The sequence below is a fragment of the Posidoniimonas polymericola genome, assembly GCF_007859935.1.
Lineage (GTDB): Bacteria > Planctomycetota > Planctomycetia > Pirellulales > Lacipirellulaceae > Posidoniimonas > Posidoniimonas polymericola.
The window spans coordinates 415367-439533 of the sequence record NZ_SJPO01000001.1 but is presented as its reverse complement, the minus strand read 5'-3'; the positions used below and the strand labels follow the sequence as shown (position 1 = coordinate 439533).

General features: G+C 67.6%; 22 protein-coding genes. 12 read left to right on the top strand and 10 right to left on the bottom strand.

Translation table 11 applies throughout. The features are described 5' to 3' along the window. The first annotated feature begins 45 nt into the window (after positions 1 to 45). Complete coding sequence (locus Pla123a_RS01755) at positions 46 to 1218, top strand: DUF1559 family PulG-like putative transporter (protein ID WP_146583803.1); 1173 nt, start codon at positions 46 to 48, stop codon at positions 1216 to 1218. Positions 1219 to 1828: 610 nt separating this feature from the next. Further along, positions 1829 to 2194, top strand: coding sequence for a SpoIIAA family protein (locus Pla123a_RS01750; RefSeq protein ID WP_146583802.1), 366 nt, complete (start codon positions 1829 to 1831; stop codon positions 2192 to 2194). A gap of 356 nt (positions 2195 to 2550) precedes the next feature. On the opposite strand, the gene Pla123a_RS01745 is transcribed toward Pla123a_RS01750, so the two are convergent. Further along, positions 2551 to 3381 carry a hypothetical protein gene (locus Pla123a_RS01745; RefSeq protein WP_146583801.1) on the bottom strand — a complete coding sequence of 277 codons (831 nt, stop codon included), beginning with the start codon at positions 3379 to 3381 and terminating at the stop codon, positions 2551 to 2553. 352 nt (positions 3382 to 3733) lie between these two features. Between Pla123a_RS01745 and Pla123a_RS01740 the strand changes: the two genes are divergently transcribed. Beyond that, a complete protein-coding gene (locus Pla123a_RS01740; RefSeq protein ID WP_146583800.1) occupies positions 3734 to 4816 on the top strand; it encodes a PA0069 family radical SAM protein in 1083 nt (360 codons plus the stop codon). Between the two features lie 74 nt (positions 4817 to 4890). On the opposite strand, the gene Pla123a_RS01735 is transcribed toward Pla123a_RS01740, so the two are convergent. Next, positions 4891 to 5667, bottom strand: a complete 777-nt coding sequence (locus Pla123a_RS01735; RefSeq protein WP_146583799.1) for a LuxR C-terminal-related transcriptional regulator — start codon at positions 5665 to 5667, stop codon at positions 4891 to 4893. Between the two features lie 387 nt (positions 5668 to 6054). Next, positions 6055 to 6663: a TVP38/TMEM64 family protein gene (locus Pla123a_RS01730; RefSeq protein WP_197527591.1), complete on the bottom strand. Its 609-nt coding sequence runs from the start codon at positions 6661 to 6663 to the stop codon at positions 6055 to 6057. Positions 6664 to 6815: 152 nt separating this feature from the next. Between Pla123a_RS01730 and Pla123a_RS01725 the strand changes: the two genes are divergently transcribed. Next, the gene (locus Pla123a_RS01725) at positions 6816 to 7904 is read left to right on the top strand and encodes a hypothetical protein (protein WP_146583797.1); all 1089 of its coding nucleotides are present in this window, start codon (positions 6816 to 6818) and stop codon (positions 7902 to 7904) included. 164 nt (positions 7905 to 8068) lie between these two features. On the opposite strand, the gene Pla123a_RS01720 is transcribed toward Pla123a_RS01725, so the two are convergent. Beyond that, positions 8069 to 8272, bottom strand: a complete 204-nt coding sequence (locus Pla123a_RS01720; protein WP_146583796.1) for a small basic protein — start codon at positions 8270 to 8272, stop codon at positions 8069 to 8071. A gap of 269 nt (positions 8273 to 8541) precedes the next feature. On the opposite strand from Pla123a_RS01720, the gene Pla123a_RS01715 reads away from it, so the two are divergent. Together Pla123a_RS01715 and Pla123a_RS01710 are read left to right on the top strand one after the other, a co-directional pair. Then, on the top strand, positions 8542 to 8880 hold the full coding sequence (locus tag Pla123a_RS01715; RefSeq protein WP_146583795.1) for a PadR family transcriptional regulator: 339 nt from the start codon (positions 8542 to 8544) through the stop codon (positions 8878 to 8880). After that, entirely contained in the window at positions 8868 to 9560 is a 693-nt protein-coding gene (locus Pla123a_RS01710) for a hypothetical protein (RefSeq protein ID WP_146583794.1), read from the top strand. Before Pla123a_RS01715 ends, Pla123a_RS01710 begins: the two co-directional genes overlap by 13 nt. A 9-nt stretch (positions 9561 to 9569) precedes the next feature. Here the strand turns inward: Pla123a_RS01710 and Pla123a_RS01705 are convergent, their stop codons facing one another. The 3 genes from Pla123a_RS01705 to Pla123a_RS01695 form a co-directional block, all read right to left on the bottom strand. Continuing rightward, on the bottom strand, positions 9570 to 11201 hold the full coding sequence (locus tag Pla123a_RS01705) for an SDR family NAD(P)-dependent oxidoreductase (RefSeq protein ID WP_146583793.1): 1632 nt from the start codon (positions 11199 to 11201) through the stop codon (positions 9570 to 9572). Between the two features lie 147 nt (positions 11202 to 11348). Further along, complete coding sequence (ilvB, locus tag Pla123a_RS01700; protein WP_146583792.1) at positions 11349 to 13148, bottom strand: biosynthetic-type acetolactate synthase large subunit; 1800 nt, start codon at positions 13146 to 13148, stop codon at positions 11349 to 11351. A 220-nt stretch (positions 13149 to 13368) separates the two neighbouring features. Continuing rightward, on the bottom strand, positions 13369 to 13593 hold the full coding sequence (locus tag Pla123a_RS01695) for a hypothetical protein (RefSeq protein WP_146583791.1): 225 nt from the start codon (positions 13591 to 13593) through the stop codon (positions 13369 to 13371). A gap of 340 nt (positions 13594 to 13933) precedes the next feature. On the opposite strand from Pla123a_RS01695, the gene Pla123a_RS01690 reads away from it, so the two are divergent. Further along, on the top strand, positions 13934 to 14806 hold the full coding sequence (locus Pla123a_RS01690; protein ID WP_146583790.1) for a hypothetical protein: 873 nt from the start codon (positions 13934 to 13936) through the stop codon (positions 14804 to 14806). Between the two features lie 78 nt (positions 14807 to 14884). Here Pla123a_RS01690 and Pla123a_RS01685 read toward each other — a convergent pair whose 3' ends face one another. Beyond that, the gene (locus tag Pla123a_RS01685) at positions 14885 to 15670 is read right to left on the bottom strand and encodes an EF-hand domain-containing protein (protein ID WP_146583789.1); all 786 of its coding nucleotides are present in this window, start codon (positions 15668 to 15670) and stop codon (positions 14885 to 14887) included. Between the two features lie 298 nt (positions 15671 to 15968). Between Pla123a_RS01685 and Pla123a_RS01680 the strand changes: the two genes are divergently transcribed. From Pla123a_RS01680 to Pla123a_RS01660, 5 genes are all read left to right on the top strand, one after another. Next, on the top strand, positions 15969 to 16628 hold the full coding sequence (locus tag Pla123a_RS01680; protein ID WP_146583788.1) for a sigma-70 family RNA polymerase sigma factor: 660 nt from the start codon (positions 15969 to 15971) through the stop codon (positions 16626 to 16628). Positions 16629 to 16825: 197 nt separating this feature from the next. After that, positions 16826 to 17233, top strand: a complete 408-nt coding sequence (locus tag Pla123a_RS01675) for a GxxExxY protein (protein ID WP_146583787.1) — start codon at positions 16826 to 16828, stop codon at positions 17231 to 17233. A 55-nt stretch (positions 17234 to 17288) separates the two neighbouring features. Then, a complete protein-coding gene (locus Pla123a_RS01670) occupies positions 17289 to 19241 on the top strand; it encodes a protein kinase domain-containing protein (RefSeq protein WP_146583786.1) in 1953 nt (650 codons plus the stop codon). Further along, on the top strand, positions 19238 to 19816 hold the full coding sequence (locus Pla123a_RS01665) for a hypothetical protein (RefSeq protein ID WP_146583785.1): 579 nt from the start codon (positions 19238 to 19240) through the stop codon (positions 19814 to 19816). The genes Pla123a_RS01670 and Pla123a_RS01665 overlap by 4 nt, the downstream gene beginning before the upstream one ends. Before the next feature lie 206 nt (positions 19817 to 20022). Further along, a complete protein-coding gene (locus Pla123a_RS01660; RefSeq protein ID WP_146583784.1) occupies positions 20023 to 20934 on the top strand; it encodes a hypothetical protein in 912 nt (303 codons plus the stop codon). Positions 20935 to 21001: 67 nt separating this feature from the next. On the opposite strand, the gene Pla123a_RS01655 is transcribed toward Pla123a_RS01660, so the two are convergent. Then, positions 21002 to 22222 (bottom strand): glycosyltransferase, encoded by a 1221-nt coding sequence (locus tag Pla123a_RS01655; protein WP_197527590.1) that lies wholly within the window; start codon positions 22220 to 22222, stop codon positions 21002 to 21004. Positions 22223 to 22404: 182 nt separating this feature from the next. Next, the gene (locus tag Pla123a_RS01650) at positions 22405 to 24126 is read right to left on the bottom strand and encodes a HEAT repeat domain-containing protein (RefSeq protein ID WP_146583782.1); all 1722 of its coding nucleotides are present in this window, start codon (positions 24124 to 24126) and stop codon (positions 22405 to 22407) included. Between the last annotated feature and the right edge of the window lie 41 nt (positions 24127 to 24167).

Genomic DNA, 24167 nt, shown 5'->3' with positions numbered 1-24167 from the left:
TCGCAACAGAATCGAAGGCACGAGATGTTCTTACCTAGGTCTACTATGCCCGACCGCACCGCACGCCGCGGGTTTACCCTGGTCGAGCTGCTGGTGGTGATCGCGATCATCGGCATCTTGATCGCGCTGCTCCTGCCGGCCGTCCAGGCGGCCCGCGAGTCGGCCCGGCGGATGCAGTGCAAGAACAACCTGAAGAACATCGGCCTGTCGATCCAGAACTTCTACGACACCTACAAGTTCTTCCCACTCGGCGGCACCAATCCCGGGGCCGACATCGAGAACTACCTGGCCGACACCGGGAGCGTAGCGAACGAGAACGCGCGGGTCGGCCCCCCCAACGGCCCGCTTGAGCAGGGTTTGACGTGGGCCTACCAGATTCTCCCCTACTTAGAAGAGGGCACGATTAGCCAGTTCACGCAGTCTGAACAAATAAACGGCCAGATCGTGTCACTGTATGTCTGCCCCTCGCGCCGGCAACCTGACCCGGGTTCACTGTCGGGGGTCTCAAAGACCGACTACGCCGCTGCTACCGCGGGCCCCTCGCGGTCGCAGGTCGGCGACATGGACTACGACGCCTACCTGGCCGAGCTGCAAATGGCAAACTACCGTCAGCCGGGCGCACAGCGTCAGATCAGCGAATCGTTTTGGGGGTGCCGCAGCTGTGGCTCTGGGCTGCCTAGCCGTAACCAAGCCTCTGGATTCAAGCGGGTCGGGCGGTACTTTGGGTTCGACGGCGTCGTGCAGCGTTGCGACTGGCTCGTCAATAGCAGCACGGCAAGCTTGTCTGGGGGCGGCCGCCATGAGGGTTGGCAGACAAAGGTGACCTTCGCCAAGATTGTTGACGGGTCGAGCAAGACGTTCGTAGTCGGTGAGAAGCTGGTGCCAATTGACTACTACAACGGCGGCACGGCCGATGGAGGGATTGGCTATCCCGGCGACGACGCCGGCTGGGTAGATGGATGGGACTGCAACAACATGCGTGCGGCAATCGTTCCGCCACGCGCCGATTCCGCGATCGATTTTGGCAACCGCACCCCGCGAAATTCCGGTAGTTGCAGCCAGGATTACGACTACGCGTTCGGAGCGGCTCACCCAGGCGGCTTCAACGCGGTCTTTGCCGACGGCTCGGTGCATTCACTCAACTACGACATCAATCAGGAAGTGCTCAACCAGCTGGCACACCGGCAAGACGGCGAGGTCATCGCCGACGCGTACTAGGGCAGCAGGCCACTCCGTGCGGGGCAGCACGGAGTGGCTTTTTATCGTGCGCCGCGGCCGCCACTCGCTCCACTTTTCGCAATCGGCGTCAATGCCTGGCAGGCACGATCCCACACGGCGACGCCTAGCCTACTTGATGCCTAACTAAACCGGGTGTCGTAAGGCGGTTCCTATTCTCGGCGCCTGCTTCCAATGGCGCTAGCGGCGTAACGCCGCCGGTTGCAGTCGCCCATCTCCCGCCCCCCCGCTGGGCAGGTGCGCGCACTCGTGCGCAAACTTCGGTGCGAACCGGTCCTCTCGTTGATTGACGGAGAAAAATGGCGGGCGATATCTCCGGGTCGGTTCATTCGGCGCTGATGTTGCAGCACGAGACCGGCGCGGACAACCGTTCTCGGCAGACGTCGCCGTGAATCGTTACTGGCATCCAGCGGCCCTGCGGGCTGTTGCACGCCGCGTGCAATCGGTTGCAGCCCGGGGGGAGGCTCGAAACCGCAGCAACCCATGCCGGCGGCGAGTACGTAGAGAACAGGGCAGACAAAGGTCCGCGTCGCACCGGACGCCCACCGCGGTCGCCGTGGTGGGCGCCCCCAACCGAAAGCGAGGAGAGACAATGTCACTCGAACTAGTCGAAGCGGCCCAGGGCAACCTGGTCGAGATCGAGGTCACGGGCAAGCTGAATAAGGAAGCCTACGAGATCTTCGTCCCGGAGATCGAGCAGCGGATCAGCGAGCACGGCAAGATCCGCGTGCTGGTGGTGATGCACGACTTCCACGGCTGGGAGGCGGGCGCCCTGTGGGAGGACCTGAAGTTTGACGTCAAGCACTTCAATCACATCGAGCGGCTGGCCCTGGTCGGCGAGAGCAAGTGGGAGAAGGGGATGTCGGTCTTCTGCCGCCCGTTCACCACGGCCAAGATCAAGTACTTCGATCACACCGAGGTCGACTCCGCCCGCGAGTGGGTGCTGAGCGAAGCATAACTAGGCTCTTATCGGTCCGCGCCACACGCCCGCCGAGCGGCTGAAACGAACCTCGAATTCTTGCCAGTTCGTTGTAGAACTTAGGCCACCCCGCGCGGTCAAATGGAGGTGCGGTCAGGGGCCTGGCTCGGCCGAGCTGCGACGCTTTGCTCGGTAACCGCCAGTCGCGACCATCCGACTTTTGTCCCGGATGCGTGCAAGAACGGACAAAAGTCGGGCGTGGGAACTGGAGGGTGACTTGCCAGAGACTGCTATCGCCGTGTGAAGCGGGCCTTGGGGCTCGCGGTGGGCGGCGACTTTTGTCCCTATGAATCGATGGGTGAATAAGGGACAAAAGTCCGCCAGGTTGGGGACCGCTAGAACCGCTTTACGGCCGGGGTCGGCGCGGGGAGCGGCTTCTCGGCGAACAGCCCGTCGATCATGCCGAGGGTCTCGTCGGTGGTGTGCTCGAGCCGCCGCACCCAGGTGCTGCGGAGCACGCCGAACGAGTCGAACGCCTCGGGGCCGAACAACCCGAGGCTGGCGCCCGCGATGCGTTGGTTGTTCTCGCCGCAGACCGGCTCGGCGTAGCAGCCCTGCAGCGTCATCCGCAGGCTGGCCGACAAGAGCCGCTGCACGTCGACCGCCGAGTGGCCGGAGTGGGCCCCGGCGTCGAACGCGAAGTCGACCACCCGCTGCGGGTCGAACGAAAACTCGATGACGTGGCCGTCGGGGCTCTTGCTGCCGGGGGCGCTGCAGCACGGCAGCAGGTAGCCGAGCAGGAGGTCGGTCCAGCGGCGGGCGCGGCTCTGGATGTGGACAAACTCTTTCTCGGGCGACTGGGACAGCAGCGGCTTGAGTCGGCGGACCGCCTCGTCGTGGCCGGCGAGGACGTTGCGGGCGATGGCCCCGGCGGTCTGCTCGCCCCCCCAGCGGGAGTCGTGCAGCACGCAGAGCGCGGCGAGGGTGCGGGTGTGGGCCTCGCTGAGGAGGACCTCTTCGGCGAGCGAGCGGAACTCGGCCCCGGCCAGGTCGGCGCCGGGCGAGGCGAACCTGCGGAGCTGGCGGCCCCACGCGTCGAGCCGGCAACGCGACGAGGTCCAGTACTCGGTGAGCGCGTCCTGCGAGATCTGCGGGCAGTCGTCGAGCAGCCCCTGGGCTCCGAGGCTCAAGACTCCCGCAACATCCACAAGTTCGATAGCGTGCATAGGGTTCGGCTCGTCGGGTCGTTGGGTTGGGTCGCTGGATTGGGCGGCTGCCGGGGGCCCGAGGGGACGGGGCCCCCGGCAGTACGCCGCAATCAACTCAAGGCGAATCCGAGGGAGGAAGCGGTTCGCTTGTGCCCAACGACCAACGCACCCGCGGCGCCAGTCGCTCCGGAAAAGGCCAGCCCCGGGAGCTAACGTGTTTGTTCACAACGCTTTCGAGCAAACCGCCCAGAACCGGTCGGACGGAGCCGGTGAGGCAAACCCAGGACGTCGGGCCCCGCTGCGTTGTGCAAACGCAACCGCAAGGGATGGCGGCATTGCACAGGCACTAAACACCCGTATACTACCGTGCATGGCACGTGAACCCGGCAAACCGCTCCGCGGCCGCGGCGCCCAGGCGCCGGTCGGCAACCGCTTTGAGCCGCTGCAGCTCGAGGCCGACCACGAGCACCTGGCCGAGGACGACATCCTGGAGGACCTCGCCCGGCGGCCGCCGACGCGGTTCTTCGACGACGACTCGCAGAGTGTGGTGACGGAGAACAGCTCGCCGGACATTATGTTTCGCTACAGCGTGAACCCCTACCGCGGGTGCGAGCATGGCTGCAGCTACTGCTACGCCCGGCCGTACCACGAGTTCCTCGGGCTGGACCCGGCGATCGACTTCGAGAGCGTGATCCTGGTCAAGCGGCGGGCGCCAGCGCTGCTGCGGGAGTGGCTCGCGCGGCCCCGCTACACCCCAGAGACCATCGCCTTCAGCGGGGTGACCGACTGCTACCAGCCGATCGAGCGGCAGCTGCGGCTGACGCGGGGCTGCCTGGAGGTCGCGGCCGAGTGCCTGCAGCCGGTGGGGATCATCACCAAGAACGCGGGCGTGACCCGCGACATCGACGTGCTGCAGCAGCTCGCTGCGCACGGGGCCGGCCGGGTGGCGATCTCGATCCCAACGCTCAACGCGGAGCTGTCGCGGAAGATGGAGCCGCGGACCAGCTCCCCCGCGGCGCGGCTCCGTGCGATACGCGAGCTGACCGACGCCGGGATCCCGGTGCAGCTGATGGCCGCGCCGGTGATCCCTGGGCTGACCGACAGCGAGCTGCCGGCGATCCTCGCCGCCGCCCGTGAGGCGGGCGCCGTGCAGGCGGGCTACACGCTGCTGCGGCTCCCTCCAGGCGTGCAGGAGGTGTTCATGGACTGGCTGCGGATCGCGGCGCCAGAGTCGCTGGAACGCGTCACGGCGATGATCGGCGCGGTGCGCGGCGGCAAACTAAACGACTCGCGGTTTGGCGTCCGCCACCGCGGCGAGGGCGCGTACGCGCTGCAGATCGGCCAAGCCTTCGGCGCGTTCAAGCGGAAGCTGGGCTACGTAGACGGCGAGCGGCTCAACGCCGCCGCCTTCAAGCCGCCGGCCGCGGCCGGCGGCCAGCAATGGCTGTTTTGACCCCGGCCCGCCGCAAGCTGTCGCGGCGGGCCCCTGCCCCCAGGTGGGTCAATGTCGCCACTGCCGGCGGCCGCTCAGCAAGGCTGGTTCATCGGAGCGGCGCTGTAGGTCGGCACGGCGATGGCGGGCATCCGGGTCGGCGCCGGTGGAGCGGGACCCATGGCCGGTGCGTGGCCCAGCGGGTCGGCGGGCGGAGGGCTCAGCGTGGCGGGCCGAGACAGCCGCTCGATCGTGCGGACCTCCGAGACACGGCACGCCAGCGGCACCGCCGACGGCACGTCCATCTTGGTGAACACCCGGCGGCGGCGTTGCTCGACCGTGCGGATGCTGACATTCAGCTCCCGCGCGATCTGCTTGTTGAGCTTGCCGTCGCAGACCGCCTCCATGACCTCGCTCTCGGCGTCGGTCAGGGCGTTGAGCCGGGAATAGAAGTCTTTGATCAGCTCGCGGTCGCCTGCGCGGCGGACGCCCTCGGCGACCAGCGGCTCCATCAGCCGCTGCAGGTCGCGGGCCTCGAACGGCGGCACCAGCACGTCCCAAGCCCCGCGGCGGAGCGCCTCGAGCGCGGCGCCCTCGGCGCCGTCGAGCACGCAGAGCACCGGGACCTCGGGCATCGGCCGGGCAATGACCGAGCCCCCCAGGCCTAACAGAGAACGGCGGTCGACGACCACCGCGGCGGTGAGGCCGTTGGTCTCGACATGATCGGCGTCGGCCGTCACCCGGACCTGCAATTGGGTCGGGAGCGACGCGGCCAGCGCCTGTACGGTGGAGATGAATTCTCCGTCCCGGGACGCCACTACGACCTCGTAGCAGCTGCCAGAGTGACTCGACTCTTCGAACGTGCGTTGCATGGAACTGGTCCCCACGTGTTGGTTTCGTGGAACCCGCCCAGGCGGAGCGCGACGCAATCAGGATGTGCGCAGCGGCGCGCGCCGCCGTTGTTCGACGGCGACGCCGCTGTGACGATCCCAACAATGCCCTGCCCGCAAGGTTGGATCGCTTAGTGGTACATGCCGAACAACGCCGCGATTGAACTGCGGAGTGCCGACACGAGGGGTATCGGCATGCCACACGGCGTTCGCTGAAGGGGCAGTTGCTCTGTGGTGTTTTCCAGTCGGACACTTGCAATTCGTTCTTATCGATTGGGTCGACCGTGCAAACGGCGCCCGCCAGCTCCTGATCTGAGCGAAACCAAAGTCACCCCTAAAAAACAAGCTATTTGCCGAAACCTGGATAATTCAGTCTTTAGGCGCCCGCCTATTGTGGCGGTTCCTCGCCAATTGATGCAGAGCAAGCGGAGCAGCGACCGCCAACACAACCGCGACGCTCAGCACCTCGCTCTGAGCCGCCGCCTGACCGAGCACCGAAAAAACCAGCGAGGTCAGCAGGTTGCCGACCAGCAGCCAGCCAACAAACGGCCCCAGCGTCATCCTGCCGAGCCCGGCCGCCAGGGTCACGGCCTCGGCCGCCACCGGAATCGGACGCGACGCCAGCACCATCCACGAGCCATTGGCGGCGATCGCCTGCTCCCATCGCGCGAGCTCGTCCGGCGCCGCCCAGCGGACGGCCAGCGGACGGCCGCCCCAGCGGGCCAGGGCGTACCCAGCCAGCCCTCCCACCGTGAGGCCAATCACGCCGGCGGCCGTGGCGGCCGGCCAGCCGACCCGCGACGCCAGCAGCACAAGCAGCGGCCCCGAGGGGACCGGCAGCAAGATGTCCGACGCCAGCAACGCGGCGCCAGCCACGATCAATGCCCGATCGGGGAGTTCGCCTGACCACAGGCCGCGAACCCAGTCCTCGCCCAGCAGCACGGCGGGCACAACCGGCACGGCCAGCAGCACCAGCACAAGCGGCCACAGACGCCCCTTTGTGCGACGAGTCCGGGACGGGTCAGGGGGTCGCGGGTTGACTTGCAATGCGGCGGGTCTAGGTTTAAACGCGTGCTGCGCCCGCGGAAGCGGGACCCCTCATTGTAACCGTCGCCGGAACCCGAAACACAATGACCACCGCCCCGAAGCTTTGCTCGATCTGCCCGGCCGTTGTGCTGGCGATCGTCGCGGCATTCCCCACGACGCTGACCGCCCAGCCGACCGCCCGCACCAGCGAGCTGCAATCGCTGGTCGGGCGGGCCGCGCAGCACCTGCAGCTCCGCAGCGAGAGCCACCGCAGCAACGAGTCGACCTACCAAGCCAATCGGGAACTGCTCCAGCAGACGCTCGACGCCTGGAACGCTTCGGCCCGCACCGACCAGGACGCCGACGCCATGGAGCAGTGGCTCAAGGGCGTGATCCGCGGCTCAATGCTGGGCGGCCGCGGCGCCCTGCCGAGCCCGCCCGAGTTCCTGCCGCCCCAGGTGGCGCCCGTAGCAGAAGTGGTGGCGGCAGAACCAGCGCCCGCAGAACCCGCCAGCCCAATCGCCTACGACCCCGCACCTAGCAATCCGCTGCCGGTCGAACCGCCCACATTTGCCGCGGACCCAATCGAGGTTGTGGCGCCCGAGCGGAAGAGCCCGGACCAACCCGAACCAGAGTACGCAGCGCAGCCAGAGCCTGCCGCCTTCTCAGCACCAGAGCCCACGGCCCCAACCGACGCCTGGGCCGACCATCCGGCCGCCCAGAAGCTCGACTGGAGCGACCCCTTCGCCGACGACGGGGCGCGGGTCGCCCAGCAGGGCGTGTCCGGAGGCAGCAAGCGGTTCAAGCCGGTTTCTCGCAGCCAAGCAGTCAAGATCGACCTGCTCGAGCTCTCGACCCGCGTCGCGGGCTACAACTCCCGCCTGCGGGAACTCGAGGGCCTGCTGGTCGGCGCGAAGGAGCTGTCGGCGTTCCGCCTGGCCGCGATCGTCCGCGACCTGGACGAACTGAACGACCAACGCAACTTCCTGCAGCTCTACCTCGCCGGCCTTTCGCCTGAAGAGGCTGACGTCGGGCCGCGGCTGCAGTCGGCGGCCACGCTCCAGCGGCTGATCGGCCGGGCGGTTGCGCGGCGCAGCGACCAGCTGGCCGATATGAACGGCGGCCGCGTCGAGGCGGAGAGCGCTATCCTGTCTGCCCTCGATCGCAAGCTGGATGAATTTGACGTCGAGTAGTGTCGACGGCGCCGCATGAAACAAAAAGAGCCGCACCAAGTTTGGTGCGACTCTTTTTTCTTGCGATGTGCATCGGAAGGTCCGGCAGGGCCGGTCGGATTCGCATAGCCCGAGCCCTACAGCGGAAAGAACCCGCTCGGGACGGCGCTCGCCTACGGCCGAGGCTACTTCTTGTCCTCGTCCTTTTCCTTCTTCTTCTTCTTCTTCATCTGGAGCTTCTTCACCCGCACCTTTGGGATGCCAAACGGCGAATCGCCCTCGCTCCAGCGCTCGTTGTCCTTGAGCTGCTTGAGCCGCTCGACACGGGTCAGCACACTGCGGGTACCCGTGGAGCCACGCTTAACTTTGAGTGATTTATCGATGGTCATTGGAGTCTCCCGCTCTTAGCGGCCCGCCGAGGCGGGGTTCTGTACGGTAGGCGTGGCCCTGTGAGGGACCTCGCATGCTTTGTGAGCCCCGCAGTATATCGGCATCAGCTGGGGCCGGCAAGACACCCCAAACCACCAAAAATCCAGGTCGCAGGTCGCCGCAGGCACGAATTCCCCATCGTGGATCGATGGTTCTCCATCACTTGGTTGACATACCTAGCGGACACAAGTAAAAAGCCTAGCAACGCTAGGTATTCACGGGCGACATCATGCTTCCCAAAGAACTCGCCGCTGCTTCTACCCGCCCCCTGCTCCTTGCGATCCTGTCGCGGGGAGAGGACTACGGGTACTCCATCATCCAGCAGGTGCGGCAGGCCTCCGGCGGGCAGATCGAGTGGAGCGAGGGCATGCTCTACCCGGTACTCCACCGCATGGAGAAAGAAGGCCTGATCCAGTCGAGCTGGAAGCAGGCCAACAACGGCCGGCGGCGGAAGTACTACAGCGTCAGCGCCAACGGCAAGAAGTCGCTGGCCCAGCACCGCGAGCACTGGCTGGCGGTGCACGATACCCTCACCCTCCTCTGGGGACCCAAGGCATGTTTGAGCTGAACAAGTCGATCAGTGACTGGCGAGCCAACCTGCAGTCGGCCGGCTCGATTGACGCCACCGACGCCGACGAGCTCGAGATTCATCTGCGTGACTCGCTGGACACGCTTGGGGAACTGGGCCTCAGCGAGGAAGAGGCGTTCCTGGTCGCCGCGCATCGGGTTGGCGGGACGCCCGACTTGGCGGTCGAGTACAGCAAGGTCAACACCACGGCCGTCTGGAGACGGCGGGTGCGGTGGATGGCGGCCGGCGGCCTCGCACTGATTGTCTGCCAAGCCGTCGCCAACACCGTCGGCTTGGCGGCTCAAGCCGTGACCGCTTGGCTGGGCGGCACGGGAACGCTCATGGGCGGGTCTTCGGTGGCGGCCTCGGCCGCCGCGTGGATCGCCTTTGGGGCGGTGGTCATGCTGACTGCCCGGGGGGCCGTTATTGGCCACGGATTTTCGCGTATTGGCGTCGTTGGTTTCGCCGCCGCGGCCGGTGCGATACTGTTGGCGGCGTGTGCGGCAAGGATCGCGACGACCATCGTGCTGGTCAGGACGCTACCCGCCAACCAATTTGGGGAAGCCGCCCTGCAGATCGCCTACGGGAACGGGGCGGTGGCGACCCTGCTGCCAATCGCCCTCATCCTCCTGCTGCTCGCCCTGCGGCCGTCGAAAGCCGTACGAGTGCAGAGCGCCTAGCGAGCACGCCTACCAGTTCGCCACCTGGTAGTCCTTCAAGAACTTGCCCCACACGTGATTGCCGGTCAGCTGGCCGTCGATGTACGGGTCGCAGATCCGGGCCGCGGCGTCGACCAGGTCCAAGGGCGGGTGGAAGCCCAGCTCTTCCTGCTTCCGCTTCGCGATCTCGGCCGGGTCCTCATCGGTGATCCAACCGGTGTCGACGCTGTTCATGTGGATGCCGTCTCGGGCGTAGTCCTGAGCGGACGTGCGGGTCAGCATGTTGAGGGCCGCTTTCGCCATGTTGGTGTGCGGGTGCTTGTCGGTCTTGTACGCCCGATAGAACACGCCCTCCATCGCCGACACGTTGACGATGTGCTTGTCGGGCGTCGGGACTCGGGTCATTAGCGGCTTGAGCCGGGCGTTGAGGATGAACGGCGCGATGGCGTTCACTAGCTGCACCTCTAGCAGCTCAACGGTCGGCACGTCGGCCAGGCGGAGCCGCCAGCTGTTGACGCTCCGCAGGTCGACCTGCTGCTGGTCGACGTCGTACTGGCCGGTGGGGAACAGGTGCTCGCCGCGGTCCTCGTCGCCGGCCACGAGCGGGATTTGCGACAACTCGGCCGCCTTCACGATGCCCGCGATGCTGTCCCGCGCGAGCCCGTCGCCGAGGGCGGCCAGCGCGGCGCCGGCCAGCTCTGGCTTGTTTTCGCGCGTGCCCTGCTTGCGGAGCTCCTCGTACGAGGCAAGCATGGGCCGCGCCTCGTCGGGGAGCGACTCGCCGAGCCGCCGCTCGCCCTCCATCAAGTGCGCGTAGAAGCCGGGCGGCCGCCGCACGGTCTGGCAGGCGTTGTTCAACAGGAAGTCGAGCCGCGGCAGCGTGCCGGCCAGGTGGTCGGCCAGCGCCTCGACGCTCGGCGTGTGGCGGAGGTCGGCGCCGTGGATCTCGAGGCGGCCCCGCCACTCCTCGTGGTCGGCCTCCTCCAGGAACCGCCGCGCGGCGTCGCGCGGAAAGCGGGTCAGCACTACCGTGTGCGCGCCGGCCCGCAGCAGCTTGAGCGCCGCCTGATAGCCGATCTTCACCCGCGCGCCGGTCACCACCGCCACGCGGCCCGAGAGGTCGCAGGTCTGGTTGCGCTTGGTCCAGTTGAGCTGGCTGCAGGCCGGGCAGAGGGCGTCGTAGAAGTGGTGTAGGCGGTCGTACTCGGCCTTGCAGGTGTAGCAGGTCCGCGGCAGGTCGAGCTTGGGCCAATCACTGAGCGGGTCGGCGGCGCCCTGCCCCGTTGCCCCTTCACCGGTGGCTACCGAAGCATCGTGCGTTAATGCGGGCGGCGGCGTGTCGAACGGCGCGGGGGGCTCTGGCTTCTTGAGCTGGCGCGTGCTGTACTGAGCGCGGATGCCGGTCGTCGCGAGCCGCTCGGCGTCGGCCTTGCGCTGCTCGTCGAGCGCCGCCTGCTTCTTGCGGTGGAACTCCTTGCGGAGCTTGCGGCGTGAGCCGCGGTCGGGCAGCGCCACCTGGTTCACGATCCGCAGCAGCCGCTGGCGGTCTTCCTCAGGGAGCTGCGCGAGCAGCCCGCGGTCGGCGGCGACCTGCTCGAGGATTTGGGCGGCCTGCTGGAGGTCTTCGGCCGAGGGCGATGATGGGTGGGACGAGTCCGCCACAGTTTTCGTTGGATTTGAGAACAGCAATTGAGAGGGGATCGGACCAGCTTACCCGCCCCGGCCCCCGACGGGCGCCTGGGGCGTCAATAAAAAACCCCCGGCTTCCGCCGGGGGTTGGTGGGTGGCTCGACATCAGTGAGCGGCTGCCTACTCCGTGATGATATCCCGCACGGTGTGGCCACTCGGGATCATCGGCAGCACCTGCTCCTGGTACGGCACGTTGACGTCGAGGATGTAGGGTCCGTCGTAGGCGATCATCTCCTCGATCGCGGCCGGCAGGTCCTCCTTACGCTCGACGTACGCGCCGCCGCAGCCGTAGCCGTGGGCGATCTTGACGAAGTCGGCGTAGCGGTGGTCGCGGCCGGCGCGGCCGATGCCGTCGCCCTTGCCGGCCCACTCGGGGTGGTCGACCGGGCCGAGGTACGTGTGGGCACGGTTGCCCTGCATGAAGCGGTCTTCCCACTGCACGACCATGCCGAGGTGCTGGTTATTCAAGAGCAGCACCTTCACCGGTAGCTTCTCGCAGACCAGGGTCGACAGCTCCTGGATGTTCATCTGGAACGAGCCGTCGCCGTCGATGTCGATGACCAGCCGGTCCGGGAACACGCTCTGCGCTCCCATCGCGGCCGGCAGGCCGAAGCCCATCGTGCCCAGGCCGCTGGAGCTGAGCCAGGTGCGGGGCTTGTCGAACTTGTAGAACTGGGCCGCCCACATCTGGTGCTGCCCGACGCCGACCGAGATGATCGGGTCCTTCTCGTGGACGATCTCCCAGAGGGTCTTGATGGCGTGCTGCTGGGTGATGCCGGGGTACGACTCGTCGTACTTGAAGGGGAACTTCTTCTTCCACTCCAGGCACTGCTCGACCCAGGGGCTGATGTCCTCGGGCGCCTCGACGATCTTGTTGAGCTCCGTGAGGGCCTGCTTGACGTCGCTCTGGACGGGGATGTGGGCCGGCTTGTTCTTGTTGAGCTCGGCGGCGTCGATGTCGACGTGGATGATCTTGCCGTGCTTGCAGAACTCCTCGAGCTTGCCGGTGACGCGGTCGTCGAACCGCACGCCGAGGGCAATCAACAGGTCGGCCTCGTCGACCGCGTAGTTCGAGTAGACGCTGCCGTGCATGCCCAGCATGTCGAGCGACAGCGGGTCGGTCCCCGGGTAGATGCCCAGGCCCATGACGGTGGTGGTGATTGGGATGCCGGTCTTCTTGACGAGCGTGCGGACCTCGTCGCTGGCGCCGGAGATGACCACGCCGCCGCCGGCGTAGATCACCGGCTTCTTGGCCCGCTTGATCGCGGCGGCCGCCTGCTTGATCTGCTCGCTGCGGGCCTGCGGGACCTCGAACTCGCCTTCCTTGTTGAGGTAGCCGGGCAGGTCGAGCGGCGCGTCGTAGTCCGGCTCGCAGAGGGCGAGCTGCACGTCCTTGGGCATGTCGACCAGCACGGGGCCGGGGCGGCCGGTGCTGGCGATGACAAACGCCTCGCGCATCACGCGGGCGACATCCTCGACGTCGGTCACCAGGTAGTGGTGCTTGGTGATGCCGCGACAAACCTCGACGATGGGCGTCTCTTGGAAGGCGTCGGACCCGATGACCGCGGTCGGCACCTGGCCGGTGATCGCGACCAGCGGGATGCTGTCGAGCTTGGCGTCGGCGATGGCGGTGACCAGGTTGGTCGCTCCAGGGCCGGAGGTCGCCATGCAGACGCCGACCTTGCCAGTCGAGCGGGCGATGCCCTGCGCGGCGAAGCCGCCCCCCTGCTCGTGCCGTGGCAGGATGGTCCGCAGCTTGTCCTTGTGCCGCGTGAGGGCCTGGTGCAGCGGCATGCTGCAGCCGCCCGGGTACGCAAAGATGGTGTCGACGCCGTGGTTGACCAGCGACTGCACCAGGATGTCGGCCCCGGAAACGAGTTCAGATGCGGTCGAGGACTCTGGCTTGGTGACAGTCGCCATGGCGTAAAACGGGGTCGGGGGAATCGGGATGGTGGGTCAACGGACTTACCGTCATGACCCAGAAAGAGCCAAGCGGTTCATGATAGACCGCCGCGGGCCGGTGTTTCAAGCAGATGGCGGGGCGTTCAATGAGCGATCGCCAAGCCAAAATGCCCCGATTTTTGGGCTAAATCCCTGCTTATTGGGCATTTCGGCTTGGCCATCCGGTCTTTTGGGCCGCCTAGTCCTTCACGCGACGCGGGAGTGTGAAGGTGTAGAGGACGATCACCGCCCCGCCTGCCATCAGGCTCCACGGGGCCCAGTCGGGGGGCTGCACGGTCTTCTCGGGGCGGATGACCTGGCCGCCTTGGATCCGCGGCTTGATGGTGGCCTGGTCGATCGCCAGGCACTCGGCGCCCAGCAGCAGCGAGAACACGCCCATCGCGAGGAAGAAGCTTCTCCACATGGTGATTCTCCTGAGGCCGGCGTGAAGGGAGTGGTGACCGCGGCGCAGCGACGGCGCGCCATGATCCTGCATCGGACCGCCAGGGATGCTAGCTGAATGGTTGTCGGCCGCGTTCGCGTTGGCGCGGCCGTAGCGGTCACACCGGCAAGTGCGGTTCCCCTGGCTGGCGGCGCCAGCCGTAGGACCGCGTACCAGGTCGGTCCCATGGCTGGCGCCATGGGCTGATCCGTGGCGACGCGTCGCGACTGGCTACAAACTGATCTGGTTGCCGCGGGGAACCGTGGACTACGATCGCATTCGAACATTCTCTCTACGCCAACTCTTCTGTCGCGAGGTCTTGATGTCCGTGCGCCTGCTCGCCGTTTTCACGCTGATTACTGCCGCGGCGCTGCCGCTATCGGCCCACGCCGCCTACCCGGAGTCGCCAACGCACACAGCGACTTCCTCTCCTGGGCGGTGCGAGCTAAGGCAGGTTGCCGACTTGATCACCTACCATCCCGAATCGATTAACGGCTGCGGGCTGCTGCTCGACCTAGCAGCGGTGGACCGATCGGAGACGCTGTCGCTCTCCGAGAAGCGAACGCTCGCAAACCCCTTCGCCTGGGTCGGCGACAGCGACCAACGAGAGAAGCTGCTTGAAGACAAGAAGTACCAGCCGTTCTTCAAGCTCGTGCGGGTCCAGGCAACGCTCGGCAAGCAGCCCGCCACGCGCGGCGAGATCCTCCCCTGCAGGATCACCTCGCTGTCGGGCCAGAGCATCGCCGGCGGCTACTTGATCGCCACCACGCTCTTGACGCCCGAGGGGGTGAAAGCCGGCCGGGCGGCGGGCTTCGTCGAGGCGGAGTCCGACGCGGCGACCGGCACACTGGTCAACGGCATGCGGCTGGAGGCTTTGTTTCAGCATCCAATCGTCCGCAACGGGCGGGTATTGATCCGGCTCAAAAAACAGTACGCCGGCGTCGTCGAGACAACCACCGTTCGCGACCTTATCCAGGGAATGTACCGCGACTGTTTTATCCCGACCGACCAATGGAACGAGGAGGCGGCCCTTGAGTACGTCAAGACGGTCGACGCGTCGCGGATCTCGGTCGAGATCCCAGAGGTCTACGCGGCCGACCCCTACACCTTCGCCGCCCAACTGATGGAGCTCGGCGTCTACGACGTCGGCTACGAAGAAGTCGCAAGCGCCAAAGCGGCGGCCGCGGTAAAGTAGCCTCCGCGCGCAAGAACAGCGGCCGACTCTCGTCGGCCGCTGCCGGGTGCTTTGAGGATCGGTCGCCTGTGTCGGAGGTCAGGTTTCCGATTCTTCCTGCACTTGCTCTTCGGCGGCGGGCTGGTCGTCGACCGGCGGGCGGTCGAAGCCGCGGCGGCCACGGCCTTCACCACGGCGGCCCTGACCTCGCGGACCACGCGGCGGGGCGGCTTGATCGCCCTCGAGACGCGGCGGCGGGCCGAAGTCGCGGCCGCCCATTCCTCGGCCACCCATTCCTCGGCCACCCATCCCACGGCCTCCCATTCCGGGACCCCCCATTCCGGGACCCTGCGGAGCCATCCCCGAGCCCTGGCAGTGCGGGCAGAAGTCGCCCCGCGGCGGGCCGGTGAAATCATCCCGACCGGGTCCGCCCTGGCCTCCGCGGCGTCCGGCCTGCTGTCCCATCGGCGGCCCCATCCGCGGTCCTTGGTCGGCGTTGAAGCCTTGGCCCTGCGGTCCACGGCCGGCGTTGCGGCCCTGGCCCATGCGTCGGCCCTGCCCAGGACCCTGTCCGCGACCTTGTCCCATGCCCTGCCCGTTGCCGCGACCACCGCGTTGGGGGCCGACATCCGCGGGCCCGCCCGCGGGGGGACCGCCCGGCCGGCGGGCCTGACGCTGCTCTTGATGTTTGGCAAATTCTTCCTTCGTGACGACGCCGTCGCCGTCGGCGTCGATCCTGTCGAACACCTGTCCGGGCGCGATCGGCCCCAACCGGGCAGGCCGCGGGGCGTCGTTGTTGTCGCCTGGCTGGCCCTGGGCGAAGCCGATCGTCACGGCCGAAACCGCCGCTGCCGCTACGCCTGTTGCGATGAGTTTGAATAACATGACACGGTACTCCTTTGTCCCGTAGACCCAACTGGGGATTCGCGTCCGCCCTCCCTCAGGCGGCGCCGTCCTGAATGACGCATCCGAGTTCTTAAACGCGGGCGGCCGGGCGCGGTCTACAGCCGGCCGCCGAGATTCGCGCCGGGGTGCACGCCAGCGCAACCGCCCGGCTGCCGCGGCAGGCTGAGGCGCCGCTCGACCGGAGGGGCGTTTTGCCTGAGGTTTTCCGAGAGAGCACAATCCGCGATACTACTAGCTGTGCCCCTGCTATCGCGGCCCCTACCTCGACGAGCGATCTATGTCCCCTGCCACCGACGAGCAGCTCCGCCAGCGGCTAGTCGATGGCGACGACGCGGCCCTCGGCGAGGCGTTCAGCCTGCACCGCGAGCGGCTCCGCACCGGCGTCATGTTCCGCATGGACCGGCGGCTCCGCGGGCGGCTCGACCCGGACGACATCCTGCAGGAGGCGTTCCTGCAGGCGTCGACCCGCTTGGATCACTTCCGCAAGGCGGTCGCAAAGGACCCCGACAGCAGCCTGTTCGTGTGGCTGCGGCTGATCTCGACCCAGACCCTGATCGACGCCCACCGCCGGCACGTCGGCGCCCAGATGCGGGACGCCGGCCGCGAGGTGCACCGCGTCCCCAGTAGAAACGCCGTGGCGACCAGCGTTTCCTTAGCAGATTGCCTGCTCGGGCACCTGACCTCGCCCAGCCAGGCGGCCATCCGCGAGGAGCTCGGCCAGCAGCTCCAGCAGGCGATCGCCACGATGAGCGAGAACGACCAAGAAATCATCGCCCTGCGTCACTTCGAGGAGCTGACCAACGGCGAGGTCGCCGAGGCGCTCGGCATCGAAGTCAAAGCCGCCAGCATCCGATACGTCCGCGCGATCAAGCGGTTAAAAGAAGTCGTCGACAGCATCCCAGGCATGAAAAGCCTGGAGACGCTGCTGAACCAGTAGCTAGTCCCATCACCACATTGGCCAACGGCCAATCTCAACGTAGCCTAGGGCAACGCCCTAGGTATTTGGAAACACACCTTCACGTAGGCGGCAGCATTGACAGAAGAAGAACATGAGGGAGCAGAGAGAGCAGAGGCTCTGAAGCAACGCCCGCTCCAGATCAAATCCAACAAACGGCGTTAGACGGGTCGGGCGAGATGCACCCAAAATTCAAAGACGCGGCGGCAATCACCCAGGACGTAATCGGCGCCGCTATCGAAGTGCACACGGCCATGGGTCCCGGCCTGCTCGAGTCCGTTTACGAGTGGTGCTTGACAAAGGAACTCGAGCTGCGCGGCTACGACGTCGCGTCCCAGAAAAACGTGCCGGTGCGTTACAAACATTTCACTCGCGAAGAAGTGCTGCGTTTCGATCTGCTGATCAACGATTGCCTGCTGGTAGACGTCAAAGCGACTCAATCGGTCGTCCCGATCCACAAAGCTCAGATCCTAAGCTACATGAAACTACTCGACATGCCACTCGGGCTCGTCATTAACTTCAATACAATGAGACTGGTTGACGGCCTCTCGAGGTTGATGCTCCCCGGCGCCGACCAAGGATCTTAAGCCCTATCTCCTCTGCTCTCTCTGCTCCCTCCTGTTCTCATTACCAGCACGTCCTATGTCGGAGCCGACTGAAAACCGTGAACCCATCGAGCTGCTCGCCGAGCAGTTCTTGGAGGACCGTCGCCGCGGGCGGCGGGTCACGGTAGAGGACTACGCCGCCGCGCACCCGGATCAGGCCGAGGAGATCCGCGACCTGTTCCCGACCATCGTCGCGCTCGAGAGCGCCAAGCCCGACAAGCAGAGCATCGGGCCGCGGGACTTCGACGCGCCCGACCGGCTCGGCGACCTGCGGATCCTCGGCGAGATCGGCCGCGGCGGGATGGGCGTCGTGTACGAGGCCGAGCAGGAGTCGCTCGGCCGCCGCGTGGCGGTGAAGGTGCTGCCGGGCCGGGCGTTGTTCGACACCCGGCAGCTCGAACGCTTCCGCCGCGAGGCCCGCACCGCCGCCGCGCTGCAGCACCCCAGCATTGTGCCGATCTACAGCGTCGGCGAGCAGGACGGCCTGCACTACCTGGTGATGCAGCGGATCGACGGCGTCGGCCTCGACGTGCTCACCCGGCACGTCGGCCGCCGCACGCGGGGCGACGCCCTCGCCGCCTGTTCGAGCGTCAGCCTGGCCGCCGACGAGACCCTCCAAGCCAGCTCCCCGAGCAGCCTCGAAGACGGCCTGGCCGCGGCCATGGCGACCGACGACTTCGACCTCGCCCGGACCACCGAGGTCCAGACGCCGAGCGCCGCCTCCGACGAGGCGCTCACCATCGCGTTCTCCGCGTCGGGGTCGCTCCCCAGCGCAGTGCGGGCCGGTTCGCTGGGCCAATCGCTGCTGGACGACGACAACGTCGACATCGACGCGCTCGACCCCGCCTACTACCGCAGCGTGGCGAAGATCGGCGCCCAGGCGGCCGACGCGCTCGCCTACGCGCACGGCCGCGGGGCCCTGCACCGCGACATCAAGCCGGCCAACCTGCTGCTCGACCGCAGCGGCCGCGTGTGGGTCACCGACTTCGGCCTGGCCAAGATGATCAACCAGGACGACATGAGCCGCACCGGCGAGCTGCTCGGCACGCTCCGGTACATGGCGCCCGAGCAGCTCCGCGGCGAGGCGACCGCGAAGTCGGACCTCTACTCGCTCGGGCTGACGCTGTACGAGCTGGTGACCTTCCGCTCGCCGTTCCAGGCGCCGACCCCCAGCCAGGTGCTACAGAAGATCAACGAGCACCGCCCCGAGCGTCCGCGGAAGCTCAACCCGCGCGTGCCGGTCGACCTGGAGAAGATCATCCTCAAGGCGATGGCGGCCGACCCGGCCGACCGCTACGCCGACGGCGCCGCGCTGGCGGCCGACCTGCGGCGATTCCTCGTCGATCAGCCGGTCGCGATCGCCGCGGCCAGCGTCACGACCCAAGCGCAGCGCTGGCTGGCCGCCAACCGCACCGCGGCCATCGCCGCGGCGGTGGCGCTGCTGCTCGGCGGAGCAGGGGTGCTCGGCGTGCTCGCGATGATGGGTCCGCCGAATGACTTCCGCGAGCCCGGGGCGGCCGGCGACGGGGCGAACGGAACCCCGCCGCTCGAGGGGCAGTTTGAAGACGGGTTCGGCGGACGCCGGGGATCGGGGCCCCGAGGACCCGGCCCGCATGGGTTGGGCCCGCCGCCAGACGGCCGGCAGCCGCCGCGACTGGGCCCCAACGGCGAACCCCTGGGGCCTCCCCCCGGCGGGCGAGGACGGCTGGGGCCGCGCGACCGGTTCGGACCGCGAGACGAGGTCGGCCCACCGCTGGGCGATGGCCCGCCCCCAGACTTTGACAACCGCCCGCCCGGCGAGCGGTTTGGTCCGCTGAGCGAGCAGGGCGTCAACCGCCGCGACAACTTCTTCGAGCAGCGTCGCCTCCGCCAGGAGCGTCGCGACGCCTTGATGGACGAACTGGCGCCTGCCAGGCCGCCGCCCTCCGAGCGAGAATCTGCCGATTCGTCCCCCGCTGAGCCGCAACCTTCAGACCCACCCCAGCCGTGACCAAGCCCAAGCCCCCGACAACGATTCAAACCGGCAGCCTGAGCGGCGAGTTCCGCCTCGAGGGAGACCGCTTCCTGCAGCGCTACCTGATCGGCGGCGCCGAGTTGCTGGCGTGCCACGCGCCGACCCCGCCGCTCACCGGGCCGGTGTTCCAGGAAGTCTACGAGCAGCCCACCCCCACCGGCGGGTCGATCGCCTTCCTGACCGGCATGGCAGAAGGCCGCTACTGGTCGGCCAGCATTGAAGCCGGCGGCATCGATGCTGGCAGCGACGGGGCCCACAGCAACGAAAGTGCGCCGGGCGGACGGCTGTCGTTCGACCTCGCCTGCCGGCTTAAGCATACCCGCGGACACGTGGCCGCCGAGTACAAGCTCGGCGAGGGCGTCGAGGCGACGCTCGCCGGCGGAGAGCTGACGCTGCAAATCAGCGGCAGGCCGACGGCGGTCGTCCGGCCGGTCGGGATCGAGGGCCACCCCACCGCGCAGGTGATGCTGGCAGACCGCTCGGTAGTGTTGGCGCCAGGCGAACGCTCCGAGGGCGACCCGCGGTGGGCGTTCGAGATTGTTGCTAGCTAGCACGTGGGCCGCCGTTCATTGGCCAACGGCCAATCTCAACGCAGCTTCTTGGGTTGAAGTTGGCGTTCGGTCAACGCGTGCTGCTGGCAGCATCTTTTCGCCATAGGTCGAGCACGCCGCCGCTGGTATACTCCGCGGCCTAAATCGAAACCGGTCGCCAAGGAGGGCGGCCGGAAAGCCTTAAGCCTCCACTTACAGGCCCACGCATGACGCGTTTAATCTACCACGCCCTGATCGCCCTGTTCCTTGCCTGCCCGCTCGCTGCAGGGCAGCAAACCGCGCCGGTGCAACCCAAGGCGCCCCCCGGGTTCCAGCTCAACGCCCAGCAGCAGCAGTACCTCGACCAGGTGCTCGCCGTGTGGGAGAAGTCGAGCGACCAGGTGAAGACCTTCAGCTGCCCGTTTGTCCGCTACGAGTACGACGCCTTCAGCCCGGCGGCCAACATCGCCTCGAACATCGAAGAGGGCGAGATCAGCTACCAGAAGCCGGACAAGGGGAGCTTCAAGATTGAGAAGATCCACCGCTGGAAGGCCGAGTCCGTCGAGCCGGGCTACCAGGGCCCGCCCAAGGGCAAGCACGAGCACGACAAGAACGCCATCGGCGAGCACTGGGTGTGCGACGGCAAGAGCGTCTTCCAGTACAACTTCCACACCGACCCCAAGCAGCTGGTCGAGCGGCCGATCCCGCCCGAGATGCAGGGCAAGGGCATCGTCGACACGCCGCTGCCATTCCTGTTCGGCGCCGAGGCCGACAAGCTCAAGGCCCGGTTCTTCATGAAGGCGTTCCAGGCGCTGGACGCCAAACGGCAGCCGATCCCGGACGTGATCCAGATCTCGGCGGTGCCGAAGAAGATGGCCGACGCGGTCGAGTATCAGATGGTCGAGATCCAGTTGGACCGCCGCACGCTGCTGCCGCTGTCGATGAACATCATCCGCCCCGACTCGAGCCGCAGCGCGTACGTGTTCTACAAGGACCGCGTCAGCATCAACAACACGATCGACCGCCTCCGCTGGGCGACCCTGTTCGCCACGCCGAGCACGCCGCTCGGTTGGCAGCACGTGATCGACGCCCCCAACACGCAGTCGGCCGCCGCCCCGCAAGCCGGGACCACGCGGTAGCGGATGAGTAGCCGACAGATTACATCTGTCGGAGGCGCACCAAGCGGTGCGACCGTAGGTGGCAGCCTCAAACAGGGGCTTCCGATGGATGTAATCCATCGGCTATTGATTCCGCGCGAGCATCGGGCAGCCCGAGCAGCTCGCGGTACACCTCAGCCACCTGCGCGGCCATGGCGTCGTCGGAGAAGCGTTCGGCGTGCCGGGCGATCGACCGGGCGGACGCCTGCTCGTAGTCGAGCTCGCCGGTCAGGAGCGAGTCGATCGCGCCGGCCAGCTGGCTGACGCTCGACGGCTCGACCAGGTAGCCGGTCTCGCGGTGGGCAACCGCCTCGGCGGTCCCCTCGCAGTGCGTGGCGATCACCGGCAGGCCGGCGGCCATCGCCTCGAGGACCACCATCGGCAGCCCCTCGCCGAACAGGCTCGGCAGCACCAGCGCGTCGACCCGATCGAGCTCGGCGCCGACGCCCTCGGTAAAGCCAATCCAACTCACGGAGTTGCCGACCCCCAGCCGCCCCGCCAGCGACACCAGGTGCTCCTCGTAGTCGGGGGTTTCGAACGGGCCGATCGCACTCAGGCGGACGTCCTGCCCCTTGGACTTGAGCAGCGCGAGCGCCTCGAGCAGCACCTCGGCGCCCTTCCGCGGACGGAACAACGCCACCATGCCGAGCGTCCACACGCCCTCGCGCTTCTTGCGGGGCTCGGCCCCGGCGACCTTCGGCACGCCGTTGAGCACACACCGCAGCCGCTCGTCGGGCACGCCCAACGACTTCATGTGATCGGTCAGGGTCGGCGAGACCGTGATCAGCTTCGCGGCGCCGGCGATGCTCAGCCGCTCGATGCGGCCGTTCACCAGGTTCGCCAGCCAGCGGGTCGAGTCGCGGCTGGTAGGGCTGTGCACGTGGTACACAAACGGGAGCTCGAGCTGCCGCGCGGCCAGCGCGGCGACCATCGCCGAACGCGGCGTGTGGGCGTGGATGATCTGGTACCCGCCGGCCTGCGCCGCCCTGGCCACCCGGCCGACGGCCCGCAGGTCCCACCTTGAGCGCATCGCCAGCTCCTCGAGCGGCGTGTCGACCGACCGTCGGCAGCTCCCGAACCGCCCCGGCTTGAGGGCGACAAAGCCGGCCTCGAACCCGTGGTCCGGCAGCCGCAGCGCGAGCAGGTCCTGCACCCGCTCGGCGCCGGAGTAGTGCTCGCCGTTGATCACGTGCAGCACGCGTGGGAGCTGCTTGGCCCCGCTGACGCCGGCCGGGTCCTCGGGCGTGAGGACCCGCAGCGGCGGGATCATGACAGACGTGATAGGAGTTAGCGAGTTCATCGCGCAGGCGGCCGTCCCAAAGGAGTGGTGTCTACTCTTTTGGTAAGCCTAGTGCGCGGGACGCCGCGGGGGCCCGGCGGCGGGGCGGAGGTCGTAGCGGCTGGCGCGGCTGCGCCGGCTGTAGGGCCGCTGCCGCGTCAGAGCCGCTCCCGCTACAGGCGGTCCTGCACCCGCCGCAGCGCGTCGCTGGCGGCGGCGCGGCTGGCTGAGGGGCCGGTCCTGACCAGCCGCGAAAGCGTACTCACCGACGCACGCGTGCCGATCTCGCCGAGCAGCTCGACCGCGATCGGCTTGGCCAGCGGGTCGAGCTCGGCGACGGCGGCGAGCAGCGCGGGCTCGGCGTCGGGGCCAAATTGGCGGAGTGCGTCCGCTGCCTGGTCGCGGTTGGCCAACGACTCCAGCAGCAGCACCAGCGCCTTGGCGCCCGCGGGGGAAGGGTGCTTGGCGATCGCCTCGATCACGGCGACCGGAACCTCTACCGGGCGGGTGGCGATGTGGTTGATCAGCAGCGGCACGCAGTGGCGGCCGGCGTACGCCTCGAGGCCGCGGACGACGGACTCGCCCTCGGTCGCCATGAAGTCGGCGTCCGACAGCAGCGTGCGGTAGCCGCGGGCCACCTTCTGCCGGGTCGCCTTGGTTTTGATGTCGGTCGGCGCGATCTCTAGCAGCTTGTCGGCCGCGGTCCGCTTGGCGAACCGGTTCTCGCCCGTGAGCTGCTCCGCCAGCCGCAGGTAGCGCTGCTCGCTCGGCGACAGGTTCGCCAAGGCTGGGCTCGCGGAGCGCAGCGGCGGCGCGGCTTCGCCTTCCGGGGGCGCCGGCCTCGACCAGTCGGGCCCCGCCGCCGGTTCGGCCGCGGCGGTCAATACGTCTGCTGGCGAGCCGGCGGACTGGTTGGCGGGGACGACTTCGCCGCGGGCCTGGGCGAGCATCCGCTGGATGATCGCTTCCTGCTCCGTGCGCGGCGGGCCGGTCGGGCCCGCGTCGGCCACCCCTGCGGCTCCGCTGCCGGAGGACCGGTCGGAGGGCCGGTCGGAGGGATCATCGTCGAAGAGCCCGCCACCGAACCGTGACGCGGAGCGCCCATTGCCGGCGTAGGCCCGGTCGGCAATCGACCTGCTGGAAGCCGACCCGCCGGCAGGTCGGAACTTGAACGTTCGGCGGCCGGGGTCGATCTCGCTGACATCGCCCTGCTCGGCAAGCGCACGGCGGTAGTCGTCGAAGTCGCTGACAGGACCAACTAGCACCAGCGAAGCGTCGGGCATCGTGTAGCTCTCGGCGTTGGAGCCGGCCGCCCGCTCTAGCAACCCCGCGGCGTCACGCCCGCGGCCCATCATCTCGACCTCTACCACCTGGGCGGTTCCGTACTCGCGGTACATGCGGAGTGGCTCGCGGATTGCGTCGGCCGACCCGAGTTTTGGCTGCGGCGGCACGCCCTCGATCGTGCTCAGTTCTCCGATCACCTCGACCGTGGCGAGCATGAACTCCATCGCCTCGACGCGCAGCATCGAGCCAAACGGCTCTGAAAAATCTCGCCGGTTCTCGAGCGCGCCGGCGGCCCGCGTCAGGTCCTGATCGGCCCGCTTCAGCCGCTTGTTGGTCGACTCGGCGGTGGACTTCAGCACTTTGTCCTTGGCGTGCTTGCGGAACAGCGCCGGCGCGTCCCGCTTGAGCTTGGTCATCGCCTGGTAGCACTCGCGGATCTCTTCGAGCCGCTCGTCGGCGTCCTCCGGAGTTTTGATCTCCTTGAACAGCCTGGTCAGCCGCTCCATCTCTTCGGCTTGACGACTGGTCCAGTCGATCAGCGGGTTTTGCCGACACCCCGTCGCCAGCCCGCAGGCCACCAGCAAGCAACTCCACAGAAGCAGGGACTTCATCGCACGGCCCGGAAAAAGAGAGGAGGATCGGCGCGCGTCGT